Origin of the sequence: Candidatus Nitrosocosmicus franklandus, assembly GCF_900696045.1 — an archaeon.
Lineage (GTDB): Archaea > Thermoproteota > Nitrososphaeria > Nitrososphaerales > Nitrososphaeraceae > Nitrosocosmicus > Nitrosocosmicus franklandus_A.
Map to the genome: position 1 here is coordinate 1,366,707 of NZ_LR216287.1, position 14,973 is coordinate 1,381,679.

Consider the following 14,973-nt stretch of genomic DNA (forward strand, 5'->3'; position numbering starts at 1 on the left):
CCATTAGTATGGTAGACTCTATTATGTGGGGAGATATGGATGAAGATCAAATCAAAGATCTTTTAAAGTCAGAATTAATAGGAAGGATAGGTTGTTTTGATGGTAACAAAGTATATGTTGTTCCTGTCACATATGCGTATGATAATGGGTATATTTATGGGCATACAAAGGATGGATTAAAAATTCGTATGATGCGAAAAAATCCGAATGTTTGTTTTGAGGTTGATTGGATGAAAGACATGAGTAATTGGAAAAGTGTGATTCTTCATGGAACTTTTGAAGAACTAAAAGGAGCCGACGCTAATAACGGATTAGAGATTATGATGAAATCCATCATGTCAAAGTTGGATACAAAACACCCTTTGACTGAAAAAGAAGTAGAAGAAGAAAAGCAACCCACTGGTCAAGATTATTTGGGTACAGAAAATCTTGCGTTTTTGCACTCTTTCTTATCGCCGTTTTTGCATAGCAAGAACAATGAAATTTTTGAACTCATAGTATATAGAATTAAAATAAATGAAGCTACAGGAAAATTTGGAGACAATAAAAAATCTAATTCATACTACTAGAATGTAATTTGTAGTTGTTTTTTCTTCTAGTTTGAGTTTCAATACATATGACTATTCTTTTGTATCGTATTTGCATTCTAACTACTAACAATATGCAAACACTATTGCATATATACACATGGTTTTGAAGTGCACGTTAATATCAGTCAGTTTCATACAATTTCTCTATTCAGTTGCAATTGATACCTGTGCTAATGCTTGTGTTTGATTGGTAGCCTGAATAAGAATTGAATTGTATCTTGAAATCATGGTTACAATCATCAATATACTGTCATAACCCAAAAAATTAAGTGTTTTTTTCCAATTGATTATTTTACCACAGTTTTTCATTTGATGTTGACAAGAGAATAATATTACTCTGTTTACCTTTTATATCATAAATCATTGGAAACGGCAGAAGACCGACTTTTGCGAACGGCGTAGTAAATCGATCCAAATCCCATACTAACTACGATCACTTGTGCTATTTGACCAAAGTAAGGAATAGGAACGATATACAAAAGATTGATTATAACAAATCCGATTAAAAAGGAAGAAATATTATTAATATCTCTCGATGACTTTTGTCCCAGTAACTCGAGGATTTTTTTTCCTAAAGCAAAAGACACTATCAATGATGAGAAAGTCAATCCTATGAGAAGAATCAACAAACCAAAAGCTGATACTGGCATCCCAACTATGGTTATTGCCGATAATATTATTACAACCACAAACAAAATGATCAATAAAAATCCAATTACCGTGTTTTTGATCAATGATTTTTTCATGACTAATCGAACGGATTCAAATTGATTGGGTAGTAACTTTACGAGTATAACGCCTAAAATTGCAAAACCGATAATAAACAAGATACCAAATAAATTCAGCCATCCTTGTATGTCTGGGATTATTGTGTTTTGTCTCATTATCTCTAGATCTCCTACAATACCTTTGTTTTGGAAATTGTCAGTCATAGCTACCAACTGTCCGGATATATTGCCCTCGTTGTCAATAGTTCCCCCTGCAACATAAGCGTCCTTAATTATAACTGAATTTGGGTTAAAATGTACGTTGTTGGCGGCTAATATGGCATTTGTTGATTTTCCCCCCAAATCGATTGTATTTCCAGAAGATACAATTTTCCCCGAAACATCTGTATTTACTCTTACTTGTCCTCCGGCAGCAAAAAGATCACCATCGATCGGTGCATTTACATGAATAATATTAGCAAATATTATAGCTCCCTTGGTTGGGGCATCAATATAAACTGTTTCTCCGAAGATTACCACATCGTCTTCAATCAGTTCTTGTACTGAAATCCGATTCCCCGAAATAACTTGTAAGGCAAATGAGGGATTACCAGGTATAACTAATAAGGGTACTAAAGTCAGAGTCATCATACAACAAATGAGAAAGAAATACCTTATTCTTACAAATGTCCCAATTTTACGAGATAAGCAACAATATCTATACAAATCCATGCAAATAGGATAAAAAGATTCCATACAATATACCATCTGTCCAGATTTTATTATACATTGATGCACTTAAAAAGGCAAATTGAAGGTAATTTAATCTGTCTTTTGCATTGTTGTAATTAATTAATGAACAAAAATCTATTAAATTAAAAGAAAGAGTTTTAGTGTCACTTTGCTGGACAACTAATAGAATTTCGTCAGAATAATAATAATAATCATGTTATTGAAAGAAAGGTCTCTATTATATCATAAACAGTCTCAGGGTATTGCTGCATCACTCCGTGACCTCCACCTTTAATTTGTATTAACCAGGAGCTAGGGATTTTTTCTGCTATTTTTAATGAATTAACGGGCGGAGACGTGATATCTTCAGTTCCGGTCATAACCAACACAGGTTTATCAATATTTGATATGCTATTACAAGACCCTGGCCATTTGCTCAGAGCTTCACCATATTTTAAGAGGTTTTCCTGAGAAACCTGAGGAAGAGCAAATGTTCTGTTTATCACATCGCTATTTTCTCGTATCCATTCATCTGGAAATAAAGCATGTAAAAAGAGTGACTCGTTGGCAGTTCCAGTTTGCATACTTTGTAGATCTTTTGGGGATAATTGTGGCGGTAAAGATTCTTCACCTCCGCAGGATGAGGCAATCAAAACAAGATGTTTTATCTTTTCGGGATTTGACAAGGCAAGCTCTTGTGCGATCATTCCACCGAGAGAAAGTCCTAGCACATCTATTGGTTTTTCAATTTTCAATGCATCTATCAATCCAACCGTATCATTGACGAATTGGTCCATTAAAAATGTCCTGTTACCAGCAGTTGTCTCCCCAATTCCTCTGTTATCAAATATAATAACAGTATGATTCTTAGACAAGTCATTTAGTATCTCTCCCCACATCTCCATAGTCATTGAAAAACCGGGTATCAACAAGATAGGATCCCCTGTTCCAAACATCTTGTATGCGATATCTATGTCACCGACTCTTATCTTTTGAGAGGACACATTGTCATCTGTAATTGTATCATCTTTCACCTGAGAAGAAGCAGAAAGTGAAGTATTATTTTGGGTTTTGCTATCGTTTGTTTTGTCGGTAATAATATCCGGGTTGCTATTATTATTATTTATATTATTTATAGTCTCAGTAATCGTTTGCTGAACTTCCTTATTAATTGCTGATTGCAATTCATCTTGGGTTTGTTGAATAGACTTATCCAAAGATGATGTTGTTGCATAGACCACGTTAGTTTTTGATACAAATAAACTGCTTACAGTACAAGACGAAATAATACTGATAATCAATACAAAAGTTGCTACTTGAGAGATTCTCATACAATGTTTACTTTAGACTTGTTAATAAGATTTAGAAATCATACTATTATTAGCCTAAGCCTACCTCTATTGAACCCACAATATATCGACTTAGGATTAGAGGTTTGTTTAACAAGAATGTCATAATTACAGGTACAATCTTGTTTATTGTTGATGATCTATTCGGAAATGGATTGGACCCAGTTAGGTAATTATGGATTTGTAATGCAAGAGAAGACACCTTTGGATGTATATCGATAAACTTTCAGATACACCGTAACGTGTTCGTCCCCAGCATTACAGTATTATTGTATATGATCTATAGTCAGAAACGTAAATTTATTTAGTCACTGTCTTTGAAAATTTAAATATGAATCTGTCACTTTGCCCATAATGAGTATATTATTTCACAAGGGCTTTGCAGATTATTCCATACCTTTATTGATTATATCCATCATGGCCATGTCTGTCTTGATGTATGTCCTTAATCAGTCTTGATGTATGTCCTTAACCCCATCACTTCTTTAGCCACTACTCAACCTTTAAACAACAATACTACTACTACCATTAATCCTGATCTAGAAGTAGAATCTATAACTAATGCATTTGGAGAACCATTTTACATTCTAAACGACTCCAAAAATACAGGCCATGAAGTCATTGGCCTAGATCCACAACAGACAAAGAGTTCCTATATAGCTCAAGGGAATATGCAAGGATTAGGAAACGTAACTGAATATGGTATTTTTATTACAACATATTCATCACCAATTAGTAGTAGCGTTGGTAAAGGCTTAATAGTCAAAGGTGATCAAGTTGTAACGTTTACCGCCCAGGATATAGGAAGTTATGATAAAGATGGTAATCTATTACTTAAAGGCGCAATCAATTTCGAATCTGATGATCCGGAAATGTCTAAAATTAATGGAAAGATGGGATTCTACATCTATTGGGAATCCACCAATGGTACTTATTGGACCAAGACATGGTTATGGGATTGACTCCACTCCCCTAACCAGCATGTTTTTTTCTGAATTTATTCATTTTTGTTTTTGAAGGTATGCACAAATTTCTCCAATACTATAACCATATCTTTTTTCCAACGTAGATATTGAATTTGAATAAAAGAGCTAGCTAGTCGAAGATTCATGAACCAAGTAAATTTGACATGCAACAAAACAAAATGGATTCGACGGCTCTGTTCAGTTAACGATAAGCCTATAGCTTGAAAGCATTCCATTTCTTTTATGCTTACTAGAAACAGAACGCCTTCAAAGTATGTATATTATGGGTTGCATTTGTACTTTTCAGGCCTATCCTTAAGGAAAGCCTCGGAAAGATTATCTCAGATATACAAGAGAAATCACGTTTCCATTTGGAATTGGATTCAAAAGTACAAGCCTCAAAAGCTAAGTCAACTAGAAGAAGAGTTCTAGAGTATATAATAGATGAAACGATGTTAAAGGTGGGATCAGAATACATCTGGCTCTGGGTTGCAACTGAACCAGACAGAAAACAGGCAAATTCTCGCACTGTCTATCTCTCTAAAGAAAGAAACATGTTTGTAGCTGAAAGATTCATTTCAGGTTTAGTCAAGATTCATGGAATTCATACAGTTTCGACTGATGATGGAGGTACTTGGTATCCAATGGCCTGTAGATTCTTAAATCTCGATCATCACATTCATTCCTCTCTGGAGAAAAGTCTGATTGAAAGAAAGATGCAATACATAAAGGATAGAACCGAAAGTTTCGATGACTACTTTCCTTGTAGAATAAAGAATTGCAAGTTAAAGCATGTACACAATTGGCTGCGGCTCTTTGTAGACTATCATAACAATGAAATAAAACATATTAAGTGAACAGAGCCGATTCGACTATTCAACTCATTTAAATTAAAGAATGGATCTGGGAGAAAGAGATTGATTTCGTCTGTTCATTGGTCATAGGTTTACGTTGTTCTAATGCCACGATAAATGTTTTCGATCGGACATTATTTGTTTGGTCGAAATTTGACGCATTTCATAATGGAATATGGTGTTCCATAAAGCGACAATATTGATGTGGGACTAGAGGTTTGTGAAACAAATTTGACACAAATAATGGATTTTACCTTTGTTTATCAAAAATGATTTTGGAGAAGATAGGTAGGATTTATTTCCAATGTTAGATATTATAATATGATCGCGCTATAGCTTATTTCTATAATGATTGATAATATTATCGTGCTCTATTCAGCTCTACGCTTATGAGTAGGTGCAAAATAGAACAAGAAACTATAATTTTGGCGTTATGATTGATAAATAGACAGATGTCTCAATAAGAAGTCTAAGATATGTACAATAAGCTTGAGCATAATGTCGCAATAATAATAGGTGGTGGAATTGCAGGATTATTGGCTGCAAGAGTATTATCTGGTCATTTTAAACAAGTATTAGTAATAGAGAAGGATAAATATCCGTCTCAAGCCGGACCTAGGAATGGAACTCCTCAAGCCAATCACGTTCACATATTGTTGATTAAAGGTAAGGAAATCCTTCTGAATTTGTTTCCAAATATCGAACAAGAATTGGTAGCCAAAGGAGCTCAGATTGTAAACCTTACAAAAGATGTTGATTATTATGTTGGAACTGGTTACTCGATAAAATTTGATTCCAATCTAACTACAATAGCTTGTACAAGACAACTTTTAGAACACGAGATAAGAAATGAAATCTCAAAATTTCCCAATGTGAACATACATGAGAATACCAGAGCAACAGGATTGATCATTGCAAGAGACAAAGATACAGGATTGAGTACTTGCAAAGGGGTTACAGTGTACTCAGCTGACACAAATTCTGAGGAAGCCATTACAGGAGACTTGGTTGTGGATACAAGCGGACGCGAATCTAAAATCGCAGAATGGCTTGAGCAGCTTGGTTATGACGAACCAAAGAAGACGGTCGTTAATTCGTATATTGGCTATTCTACTTGCTGGTTTAAGCCGACATTTGAGCAGACTGCTGTTGGCGACGTTGACGACGATAACAAACCTATTATCAAACCAATCATAGTATTGACAAATCCGCCTTCAAATCCTTATATGGGGATTATCTATCCTGTTGAAGGCTCATTATGGTTAGTTGGAATTCTAGGAATAGGAAAAAATTATCCCCCAACCGACAAACAAGGTTTTCTAGAATACACCAAGAAATTAGAGACTCTTGATATCTACAATACTGTAGAAGACTTTGAGTTAAGCGGTCCAATTTATGGATATAGAACAACAGGAAGCCGACAGTATCATTATGAAAGAATGAAATCGTGGCCAGAAAACTTTATCGCATATGGCGACTCTGTTTCTTCATTCAATCCTTTTTATGGTCAAGGAATTACTGTGGCATGTATAGAAGCTGTCACTTTGGATAAAACCTTAAGAGCACATAAAAAAAGAAATAGAAATTTGCTAGGTTTCTCTACCATTTTTCAGAAAAAGATTTCAAAAATAAACACACTCCCGTGGTTATTGGGAACAAGTGAAGATTTTAGATGGCCCTCAACTGAAGGAATAAAACCCGACATTTTTACAAGGTATATTCAAAAATATTCCCATCGAGTGTTGCTTATAACTCCAAATAGTAAAATTGCAGCCAAATCTTTTTTTGAGGTTATGCACATGTTAAGATCCCCTTTAATTCTTTTTCATCCTTTTATTTTAATTCGTATTGTTATTGAAACCCTAAAGGGACATACTAGCAAATAGAATGTAGATAATTAGTGACAATATTGATGTGGGGCCAGAGGGATTCGAACCCTCGACCGCCAGCGCCCCGGGCTTATACCCAAAATTGGATGGTATCCTGCCAAGCTAGACGATAGCCCCTCGATTAATAAGAATAAACCTCTCATTTTTAAACCTAAGTGATGCCAAGTAAATTCTAAACACTTTAATAATTAGATTAATACTTTATAGCATATCACTTATGCTGGTTAATGAATTAGACGTTATAGATAAGCAGATATTAAATGATATTCAGTGGTCGTTTCCCTTGGTTGAAAGGCCATTCCTTGAAATGGCAAATAAGTACCACTTAACTGAGGAAGAAGTTCTTAGCAGAACCCTAAGACTAAAAGATATCGGAATAATTAGACAGATAAGTGCAATTTTTGACACCAGAAAACTTGGTTACAAAAGTGCCCTAGTAGCGTTTTCAGTGGAAAAAGACAAAGTAGATTATGTCGCCAATGAAATAAATAAACATCCTGGAGTAAGTCACAATTACGAAAGAAATCACGAATATAATATTTGGTTTACATTGGCAGTGTCTCCTGATTCAGATATGAAAGCGGACCTAGATAAAATGGCCGCTCTAGATGGAGTGATAAAATATAGAGTATTGCCCACATTAAAAATGTACAAAATTGGAGTAAAGTTAGACATGGTAAATGCTGATGCTGAAAAGCCTACTCCAACAGATAGTGTAAAGAAAATGGAAGGGAAAGCAGAGAAAATATCAGAGGTAGATAAGGAGTATATAAGGCAATTGCAAAAGGACATTGAAATAATTAAGGAACCATTCAAGGTTATTACAGACAGCCTTGGAATAAGCATTGAGGAATTATTCAAAAAAGTAAAAGAATACGAAGAGATAGGAATAATGAGAAGATTTGCAGCAATATTAAGACACAGACAGGCAGGGTTTACAGCTAATGGCATGATAGTTTGGAACGTTCCAGAAGAAAATATTGATCAAATAGGATTAAAGGTTGCATCGTTTCCACAAGTAAGTCACTGTTATAGACGACCAGTATATCCAGACTGGGAGTACAATTTATTTAGCATGATTCATGCCAGAACAATTGACGCTGCTGAAAAAATAGCAAAAGAAATATCTGCCATAATTAAGATTGACAAGTATAGAATATTGTTTAGTTCTAGAGAGTTTAAAAAAGAAAGGGTAAAATATTTCGAATAAAAATTTATGCTAATAATTTAGGCATATCAAAGTTATTTTCATACATTTTTTCTATTTGGGCTTTCTCCTCTGCATTCAGATATTTTCCATCAGACATCTGAGCGAACTGATCAATTTCTTCCAAGCTGGTAACAGTTGGCAACAGAACAGATATTTCTTTTTGAGATAATATGTATTTCATCGATAGCTCTGTAATATTCCATCCATGTGACTCAGCAATTGGTTTGAGTTTTTCTATTTTTTTCATAGCTTGAATAATCCATTCTTTCTTTCTATTGCTCCTGTGATCATTCTTATCAAACACAGTATGTTCGTTGACTTTGCCTGTTAAAACACCCGATGCATCAGGTACTCTAACCATTATGCTTACAGAATTGTCTTTTTTATTTACTGCATTAAAAAATATTCTACCAGGGTCTTGTTCTAAAATATTATACACAGTCTGCAAACAGACTATATTTCTATTTTCTATAGCATACAGCCCTTCTTTCTCCCAACCTATCGCCGGTCCCAAAGCAATACCATGACTTTTGATCTTTCCTATTCTTACTAGTTCATCCAATTTATCAAATAATGAGTTATTTTGTATCGCATCCATCTTTGGATTATGCAAACTATATACATCGACGAAATCGGTTTCCAATCTATTCAAACTTTCTGCTAGTGCATAATCTAAGAATTCGGGGTTGTGTTTTTGAGGAATCTCGCCATGTCCAATTTGAGTAGCACCATACATATCATAACCCCACTTTGTAGAATAGATAACGTCATTCCGCATATCTTTAAACGCTTTTGCTAATAGTTTTTCGCTTTTACCCTTTCCATACATATCGGCAGTCTCAAAGAAATTAATTCCAAGATCATAAGCACGTTTTAGCATCCTTATGGCTTCTTCTTCCTCTGGTTTCTTTCCCCACCAATCCAGTGCTAGAGTCCATGTTCCAAATCCAATCTCACTGACCTGAAACCCAGTTTTTCCCAAATTACGATATTTCATTATATCATACTCCTCACTTTTTCAGACATTATATTGAAATTATTGTCATCTATACAAGGGTTACTGATAGATTTTAAATATTCAAAGGGATTTTCTGGTATGCGGTGTTCAAAATACATGTCAAGGTCCTCCTGATCATGTGAATCAATTTGGATCCAAGACTTACAACCAATCCATTGAGGCTTATTCAAAATATTGATAGGTCTTTCTAACTTGTAAGCGCGTAAAAGCAATAAATACAATGGTTTTTTGGGATTGTAATTGAATCGAGTTTTTACATAATCATCTGTCCAAACGTGGAAATCTTCTAATGCTTTTAGCTGGTCCAAGCTAGATACTTCGCTGAAATGTGTTATCTCCACAAATGAAGTGACTTTTGTATACTCTTCTATAGGGGAGGACGGTGATTTATTTCCTGTAATTTTGTTAATTTCATTACCTTCACTGTTTTTTTCTATCTGGTCAAGAACCGCATGATATTTGGGACGTATAGATTCTCTGGCCTGATGTTCAAATGTGGGATATAGAAAAAAATCCTTAAATTTAAGCTCAAATCCGTTACGAAACTCCATGATTCCTCCTTTTCTGAATAACAAGATCTGATCACCTGACTCTATAGCTTTACATACAACAGCCCATTCCTTTAGAGCACCAAGAAAATTCGATTTTGTATCAGAGTCAAAATTTGATGATTGCTGCATGGTAACATTGTTTTGGCTATTTTTGACCGCTGTATTATCAAGTGAAATTTGAGAATTAGGTGTATAAGAAGAGGGAGAAGGAGAATTAGGAGGAATGGAAGAGGCGGTACCAATTTTTACATAATTTGCTGAAGGAGGTATTATTGTATTGTTATCAGAATTAACTACCATAGTTTCATTTATTTGAATATTCTCGCGATTATTGACAAATGTTTCATTATCTAGATAAAAATAAGAAGCCATTTAAGCACCTGTAATTATAAATTTACGCTGAATCTAAATAAAAACTGTTAACTTGTTACCAAAAAAACTGTATATTTTAACCCAGACTCTTTATGATATCAGCCATATCCTTTCGAACACACGGAATCATGGGCGTGTCTTTGATTATATATCTGCTTACTTTGGTTTCACGCAATTCCATAATCAGATCTTGAAATCTAGAGAGACTATTTGTTTCAAAAGCTAGCATGAAATCTTGATCGTCAATTCCAAATGAATAGGTTGTATTGAGTACAATTTCAGGGTATTTTCTACCTACTTTGATGTGTTCTTCCATCATTTCTTTTCGTTCTTCAAAGGGTAAGAGGTACCATTCTCGAGATTTTATAAAAGGATATACCACTACATATTGCAATGGGTCTTGATCCATCTCAAAACCACGTTTAACTTGGTTTGAATAAATTGATTTTCGAGTCAAAGAAAGAAATGTGGATACTGGTTCGATGTATTTTCCCAAAATCGTAGTATAAATTTTTGAAGAGAGGACTTGAATATTTTCCAGGGATTGAGAAATTGTCCATATCATAAACTCACTTTCGTGTCTTAACCCTAGCGTAGAATAAGTTCTAATTTTCATCCTTTTGCTTGCAGCTTGAAGTAATTCTAGAAATTCACGTGAGGCCTCATCCTTACCCATTTCATTTAGCCAACGCCACTTGGGATCTACTTTATAAAATGTAAAAGTCAAGAATTTTTGTGAGGTAATTTCGCTATCGTATTCGTTATCCTTAGTTCCAATATCTTGAGATTTAGAAGATGCTACCGTGTCATTATTAATACCATCATTTAAGGCACCTGAATTCTTAGCATTGATATTATTATTTATGTTATTATCATTAGTTGAAAGATTCTTACTTTTATTTTTCATATGCCTATTGAGAATTTTTAATTAATAAATAGTTTAATCTCAATCATAATAGAACCTGCCTGCAGTGTATACTGAACATAAAGTATTATCGATTATATCAATACACATTATTTCTAAGAACCGTCATGATGACTGCTTGTATACCTATTCATAAACTGATGAATGGTTTCTTTGAGATGGCGCTGAGTATTTTAGCCCACGGTTAAATCCATCTTTCTTGTTCATGACTTTTTTCTTTTTATATTTAACTTCCAGTTTGTCCTCTTTTGTCAGGTCTAGCATATTGTTATTATCATCTAAATTGATATTTGGTGTTTGGATACCAAGGCCTCTATCTACTTCTGTTACAAATGTGCCGTTGTTGTAAGAGTCATTATTTTTTAATATTTTTACTTTCTTCATAATAAATTATCAACCTCTTACCACTTGTATTATACTTGAAATTTGCAAGACAACATGGTGCTGCATCTACTGTCACTAAAAATCTGGTAGTAAAAAAATTATAAAAATCTTGAGATAAAATCAACTAGGATCTAAAGTCTGTCGAAATCGTAAAGGCGGATAAATTCTCGTAAATTTTGTATAGCATATAAAAAAAGACTTTTCAGGTCTTTTATAATGGATAGCATGCTAGAGATAGGCTATTATCATATACATGTCTACAGGCTTAACTGACAATATTGGAACTTGCTTTTGATAATTTAAAGATCGACCCTACCTGCCTTTTATATATGATTTTCACTATATCTACTTGTGATATTTTTCTTAAATAGCAGGTTATTTATATAGTTGACACTTGGGCTACAAATTTCGAATGAATTACCCATATAATATATGAATAAGTAAATTCGCTTATAAAGGATTAATGCTGGAAGCAGGTTATATCCGCCAAAAGAGTCTATATACTGGCTTTGTAGCATCAGAATAGATCTTCTTTAACCTAGTTAAAATCGATGTTTTGTATCCAGTAGTTTTGTGTTTATCTGGCTTGTTTATATGGGTTTTTTAACAAACAAACAACTAACAAATTTCTTCCTCTCCCCTCTTCTTTCTTTTTAATAGACAAAATCCATATGACGAAGGATAGATGTTGCCTCCTGTTTATGCTGCTTCTTCTCTTAGTGCTGTAGTTGTTATTGTTATTGCTGTTTTAATGGGTCTTATTTTTATCCTTTGTATTGTGTAATGGAAATAAAAATAGATAAACCAGTAGCAGTAGTAGCACTACTGGTGAGAGTCATCAGACAAGCCTAGCCATGCATATCCTTTGGCTTCAAGTTCTTCTGAAAGCTCTTTTCCTGCTGATTTTATTATCTTTCCTTTTGACATGACATGTACCTTGTCAAGTTTCTTTAGATATCGTAAAATCCTGGCATAGTGGGTAATCACTATAACTCCTGCACCTGTTTCAATTAACTTGTTTATTGCTTCAGCCACAGCTTTAACAGCGTCTATATCAAGTCCAGAGTCTGGTTCATCTAGGATTGCCAGATTAGGCTTTAACACAAGCATCTGCATTACTTCTGACCTCTTTTTTTCTCCACCAGAAAAGCCTTCATTTAGGTATCTGCTAAGAAAGCTTGGGTCCAATCCAACATTGTCCAGGTTTCGCTTTAAGTATTCATGAAATTCCTTTACGGTTATGAAAACTTCACGATCCTTTTGCTCCGCGCCCAATGACTTGCTTAGTATATTATACGCATTGCGCAAAAAGTGACTATATCCAACACCAGATATCTCGGTTGGATATTGAAAACCTAAAAAGAGCCCCTTTTTTGCCCTTTCATCTGTTTTTAGATCAAGAATGCTTTCATTGTTAACTAAAATATCTCCAGAAGTTACAGAATAACGAGGATGTCCCAATAAAACATTAGCCAATGTACTTTTGCCAGAGCCATTCAATCCCATGATGGCATGAACTTCACCTTTATTTACCTCTAGATTAACGCCATTGAGAATTTTTTTATCTTCAATATTGACATTTAAATCTTTTATCGTTAGAAAAGACATAGAATTTTATGATTGAATACATAATATAAATATTCGTGAGAATAACGCTGTTATAATTGAAATTATTATATATTTATTATTTAATGCCTAAATAATTTATAATAAGAAAAGATTTTTATAAAAAAATTTTAAAAAAAAACCGAGAAATTGAATTTTATAAAAATTTATGTAACTGTTATTGTCCCTTGCATGAAAGGATGAACAGTACAATGATACGGATGCTCACCTGGACCCATTTTTTCTGCTGGGACGCTAGCTGATTCACCTGCCATTATGATACCGGTATCAAATAGCTGTGCACTTTCAGGATCCTGAGGACCAGTTCCACTTGTAGCTGTGTGTGGAACAGTATCTTCATTGACCCAGGTTACTAAAGCATCACTAGTAGCAGTGGCAGCGTCTGGGTCATAATCTGGATTACCCTGTGTAGAAGAACCTGCCAAAATTTTCACTTCGACTTTATTAGCATACGCAGATTCATCTATTGTTTCTTCTGCTGCTTCACCTCCAGTAGCTGTTGCCTCTGTTGCAGGTGGTAGATCCTGTCTATAAATAGAATCAACTATGTCTGGTACGGGGGCAACTGCTCCAAATGCATAGTATGTAATAATTCCAGTTAAAGCGGCTAATCCCATAAGCGAATAAAATGCTATCTTGTCAGTTTTATCAGCCATATGATAACAAAAGGTATTAAACTGCCCCTATTAATGTCTTTTATGCTTTGATTTGGAGATATCGGGAATAATCTGTTAACTTACCTAAATGATATGACTTTTATTTCTGATATTTTTATTGCTACCGAGAGGATGTTTAAAGGGAGAGAACGAATAGCATGTAGCATATGTAAAGAGAAGATCGGCGAATTCAGGTACGAATCAATGCAACAATGGAACATATCGGGATCATTATGTAGTAAGTGTTATTCAAAGAAAATATCAGAATATTATATTAAACAACAACAACAGCAGCAGCATGATACAGATGAAAAAGTAACTAAAAATTGATTACTCCCAAGCTAGAACAATATCAACAACAACTATTAAACAAGTTTGCGAATCTCAACAGCCTTATTTGCCTCTAATATAGGCCTTGCATTCTCAAAAGGCAAAATTGCAACATCGTCCTTTTTGAAAGGACCATATTTGTTCATGTTTATCCCAACAAATTGATCCATAGAATCTAGAAACCTAACCATTACAAAGTTCTCATTTATTGAGGAAACGATTTTTTCTAAAGTTTTTGGTTTACCATCTAACAGCATCTTTAGAATAACATCTATTCGTTTTTCTCTTTCCCTATTGCCATAGAAAATATATTTTTCCTCATCGGTAAGATTAGAATATTCGAAACTTTCTGGCGAAGATTTTGACCTATTGAAAATTTTTTTGCATCTTAATATAAAAAGTAATGAAGTTAACTTGGTAATCATAGTTATCAATTCAGAATTGATTTGCTTAGAAACTGCAGCTATCAGAGCATCATCGGAGGTATAATTGTCATTGTCATTGTCATTGTCATTGTCACTATCTCCATCGTCATAGTCATCAACAACATCATCTTTAACAGAAAACTCTGATTCGTCTCTTTCATTTTGTTCTTTTAACAAATAAATCAGATTTGCAATATTTTGGTAAAGATTCTGTGGTATAGGTTGAGGACCATCGGTGAGTTGTATTTCTTTCTTTAAGACATTGTGAATTTCATCGATATTAATCAGGTTTTGTATCTTATTCTGATCCATCGGCCTTTACAATAATGTATACATGATAAGCTTAATTAGAGGTTTTTATTTTACTATATCGATTATTTCATTTGCCTT

16 protein-coding genes and 1 tRNA gene are annotated in these 14,973 nt (G+C 34.1%); 7 read left to right on the forward strand and 10 right to left on the reverse strand.

The genetic code is table 11. The features are described 5' to 3' along the window. The first annotated feature begins 8 nt into the window (after nt 1-8). Nucleotides 9-569, forward strand: a complete 561-nt coding sequence (locus NFRAN_RS06435; RefSeq protein ID WP_134483948.1) for a pyridoxamine 5'-phosphate oxidase family protein — start codon at nt 9-11, stop codon at nt 567-569. Between the two features lie 374 nt (nt 570-943). Here the strand turns inward: NFRAN_RS06435 and NFRAN_RS06440 are convergent, their stop codons facing one another. Together NFRAN_RS06440 and NFRAN_RS06445 are read right to left on the reverse strand one after the other, a co-directional pair. Then, nucleotides 944-1,948, reverse strand: a complete 1,005-nt coding sequence (locus NFRAN_RS06440; RefSeq protein ID WP_134483950.1) for a hypothetical protein — start codon at nt 1,946-1,948, stop codon at nt 944-946. A 293-nt stretch (nt 1,949-2,241) separates the two neighbouring features. Next, nucleotides 2,242-3,360, reverse strand: coding sequence for an alpha/beta fold hydrolase (locus tag NFRAN_RS06445; protein ID WP_134483952.1), 1,119 nt, complete (start codon nt 3,358-3,360; stop codon nt 2,242-2,244). Nucleotides 3,361-3,836: 476 nt separating this feature from the next. On the opposite strand from NFRAN_RS06445, the gene NFRAN_RS06450 reads away from it, so the two are divergent. The 4 genes from NFRAN_RS06450 (at nt 3,837) to NFRAN_RS06465 (ending at nt 7,083) form a co-directional block, all read left to right on the forward strand. Continuing rightward, nucleotides 3,837-4,340, forward strand: coding sequence for a hypothetical protein (locus NFRAN_RS06450; RefSeq protein WP_134483954.1), 504 nt, complete (start codon nt 3,837-3,839; stop codon nt 4,338-4,340). 246 nt (nt 4,341-4,586) lie between these two features. Then, nucleotides 4,587-4,775 carry a hypothetical protein gene (locus NFRAN_RS06455; protein WP_134482615.1) on the forward strand — a complete coding sequence of 63 codons (189 nt, stop codon included), beginning with the start codon at nt 4,587-4,589 and terminating at the stop codon, nt 4,773-4,775. Next, a complete protein-coding gene (locus NFRAN_RS06460) occupies nt 4,721-5,200 on the forward strand; it encodes a DDE-type integrase/transposase/recombinase (protein ID WP_172602180.1) in 480 nt (159 codons plus the stop codon). The genes NFRAN_RS06455 and NFRAN_RS06460 overlap by 55 nt, the downstream gene beginning before the upstream one ends. A 473-nt stretch (nt 5,201-5,673) precedes the next feature. Continuing rightward, nucleotides 5,674-7,083, forward strand: coding sequence for an NAD(P)/FAD-dependent oxidoreductase (locus NFRAN_RS06465; protein ID WP_134483958.1), 1,410 nt, complete (start codon nt 5,674-5,676; stop codon nt 7,081-7,083). A gap of 29 nt (nt 7,084-7,112) precedes the next feature. Here NFRAN_RS06465 and NFRAN_RS06470 read toward each other — a convergent pair. Then, nucleotides 7,113-7,203: transfer RNA gene (locus NFRAN_RS06470), tRNA-Pro, on the reverse strand. A gap of 100 nt (nt 7,204-7,303) precedes the next feature. Here NFRAN_RS06470 and NFRAN_RS06475 point away from each other — a divergent pair. Continuing rightward, the gene (locus tag NFRAN_RS06475; protein ID WP_134483960.1) at nt 7,304-8,296 is read left to right on the forward strand and encodes an Lrp/AsnC family transcriptional regulator; all 993 of its coding nucleotides are present in this window, start codon (nt 7,304-7,306) and stop codon (nt 8,294-8,296) included. Between the two features lie 4 nt (nt 8,297-8,300). Here NFRAN_RS06475 and NFRAN_RS06480 read toward each other — a convergent pair whose 3' ends face one another. The 6 genes from NFRAN_RS06480 to NFRAN_RS06505 form a co-directional block, all read right to left on the reverse strand. Continuing rightward, nucleotides 8,301-9,293, reverse strand: coding sequence for an aldo/keto reductase (locus NFRAN_RS06480; RefSeq protein WP_134483962.1), 993 nt, complete (start codon nt 9,291-9,293; stop codon nt 8,301-8,303). Further along, nucleotides 9,293-10,237 carry a DUF1802 family protein gene (locus tag NFRAN_RS06485; RefSeq protein WP_134483964.1) on the reverse strand — a complete coding sequence of 315 codons (945 nt, stop codon included), beginning with the start codon at nt 10,235-10,237 and terminating at the stop codon, nt 9,293-9,295. The genes NFRAN_RS06480 and NFRAN_RS06485 overlap by 1 nt, the downstream gene beginning before the upstream one ends. A 76-nt stretch (nt 10,238-10,313) precedes the next feature. After that, nucleotides 10,314-11,144 carry a chlorite dismutase family protein gene (locus NFRAN_RS06490; protein ID WP_134483966.1) on the reverse strand — a complete coding sequence of 277 codons (831 nt, stop codon included), beginning with the start codon at nt 11,142-11,144 and terminating at the stop codon, nt 10,314-10,316. A 144-nt stretch (nt 11,145-11,288) separates the two neighbouring features. Next, complete coding sequence (locus NFRAN_RS06495; protein ID WP_134483968.1) at nt 11,289-11,546, reverse strand: hypothetical protein; 258 nt, start codon at nt 11,544-11,546, stop codon at nt 11,289-11,291. An 822-nt stretch (nt 11,547-12,368) separates the two neighbouring features. Then, entirely contained in the window at nt 12,369-13,154 is a 786-nt protein-coding gene (gene sufC / locus NFRAN_RS06500; protein WP_134483970.1) for a Fe-S cluster assembly ATPase SufC, read from the reverse strand. A 164-nt stretch (nt 13,155-13,318) separates the two neighbouring features. Next, nucleotides 13,319-13,828, reverse strand: coding sequence for a cupredoxin domain-containing protein (locus NFRAN_RS06505; protein WP_134483972.1), 510 nt, complete (start codon nt 13,826-13,828; stop codon nt 13,319-13,321). Nucleotides 13,829-13,921: 93 nt separating this feature from the next. Between NFRAN_RS06505 and NFRAN_RS06510 the strand changes: the two genes are divergently transcribed. Continuing rightward, entirely contained in the window at nt 13,922-14,158 is a 237-nt protein-coding gene (locus tag NFRAN_RS06510) for a hypothetical protein (RefSeq protein WP_197731144.1), read from the forward strand. 35 nt (nt 14,159-14,193) lie between these two features. Here NFRAN_RS06510 and NFRAN_RS06515 read toward each other — a convergent pair whose 3' ends face one another. After that, entirely contained in the window at nt 14,194-14,895 is a 702-nt protein-coding gene (locus NFRAN_RS06515) for a hypothetical protein (protein WP_134483974.1), read from the reverse strand. Between the last annotated feature and the right edge of the window lie 78 nt (nt 14,896-14,973).

What these genes read in the sequence shown, in the direction of transcription:
- NFRAN_RS06435 (WP_134483948.1), top strand. Translation starts at nt 9, where the DNA reads ATGGTAGACTCTATTATGTGGGGAGATATGGATGAAGATCAAATCAAA.
- NFRAN_RS06440 (WP_134483950.1), bottom strand. Translation starts at nt 1,948, where the DNA reads ATGATGACTCTGACTTTAGTACCCTTATTAGTTATACCTGGTAATCCC.
- NFRAN_RS06445 (WP_134483952.1), bottom strand. Translation starts at nt 3,360, where the DNA reads ATGAGAATCTCTCAAGTAGCAACTTTTGTATTGATTATCAGTATTATT.
- NFRAN_RS06450 (WP_134483954.1), top strand. Translation starts at nt 3,837, where the DNA reads ATGTATGTCCTTAACCCCATCACTTCTTTAGCCACTACTCAACCTTTA.
- NFRAN_RS06455 (WP_134482615.1), top strand. Translation starts at nt 4,587, where the DNA reads ATGCTTACTAGAAACAGAACGCCTTCAAAGTATGTATATTATGGGTTG.
- NFRAN_RS06465 (WP_134483958.1), top strand. Translation starts at nt 5,674, where the DNA reads ATGTACAATAAGCTTGAGCATAATGTCGCAATAATAATAGGTGGTGGA.
- NFRAN_RS06475 (WP_134483960.1), top strand. Translation starts at nt 7,304, where the DNA reads ATGCTGGTTAATGAATTAGACGTTATAGATAAGCAGATATTAAATGAT.
- NFRAN_RS06480 (WP_134483962.1), bottom strand. Translation starts at nt 9,293, where the DNA reads ATGAAATATCGTAATTTGGGAAAAACTGGGTTTCAGGTCAGTGAGATT.
- NFRAN_RS06485 (WP_134483964.1), bottom strand. Translation starts at nt 10,237, where the DNA reads ATGGCTTCTTATTTTTATCTAGATAATGAAACATTTGTCAATAATCGC.
- NFRAN_RS06490 (WP_134483966.1), bottom strand. Translation starts at nt 11,144, where the DNA reads ATGAAAAATAAAAGTAAGAATCTTTCAACTAATGATAATAACATAAAT.
- NFRAN_RS06495 (WP_134483968.1), bottom strand. Translation starts at nt 11,546, where the DNA reads ATGAAGAAAGTAAAAATATTAAAAAATAATGACTCTTACAACAACGGC.
- sufC (WP_134483970.1), bottom strand. Translation starts at nt 13,154, where the DNA reads ATGTCTTTTCTAACGATAAAAGATTTAAATGTCAATATTGAAGATAAA.
- NFRAN_RS06505 (WP_134483972.1), bottom strand. Translation starts at nt 13,828, where the DNA reads ATGGCTGATAAAACTGACAAGATAGCATTTTATTCGCTTATGGGATTA.
- NFRAN_RS06510 (WP_197731144.1), top strand. Translation starts at nt 13,922, where the DNA reads ATGACTTTTATTTCTGATATTTTTATTGCTACCGAGAGGATGTTTAAA.
- NFRAN_RS06515 (WP_134483974.1), bottom strand. Translation starts at nt 14,895, where the DNA reads ATGGATCAGAATAAGATACAAAACCTGATTAATATCGATGAAATTCAC.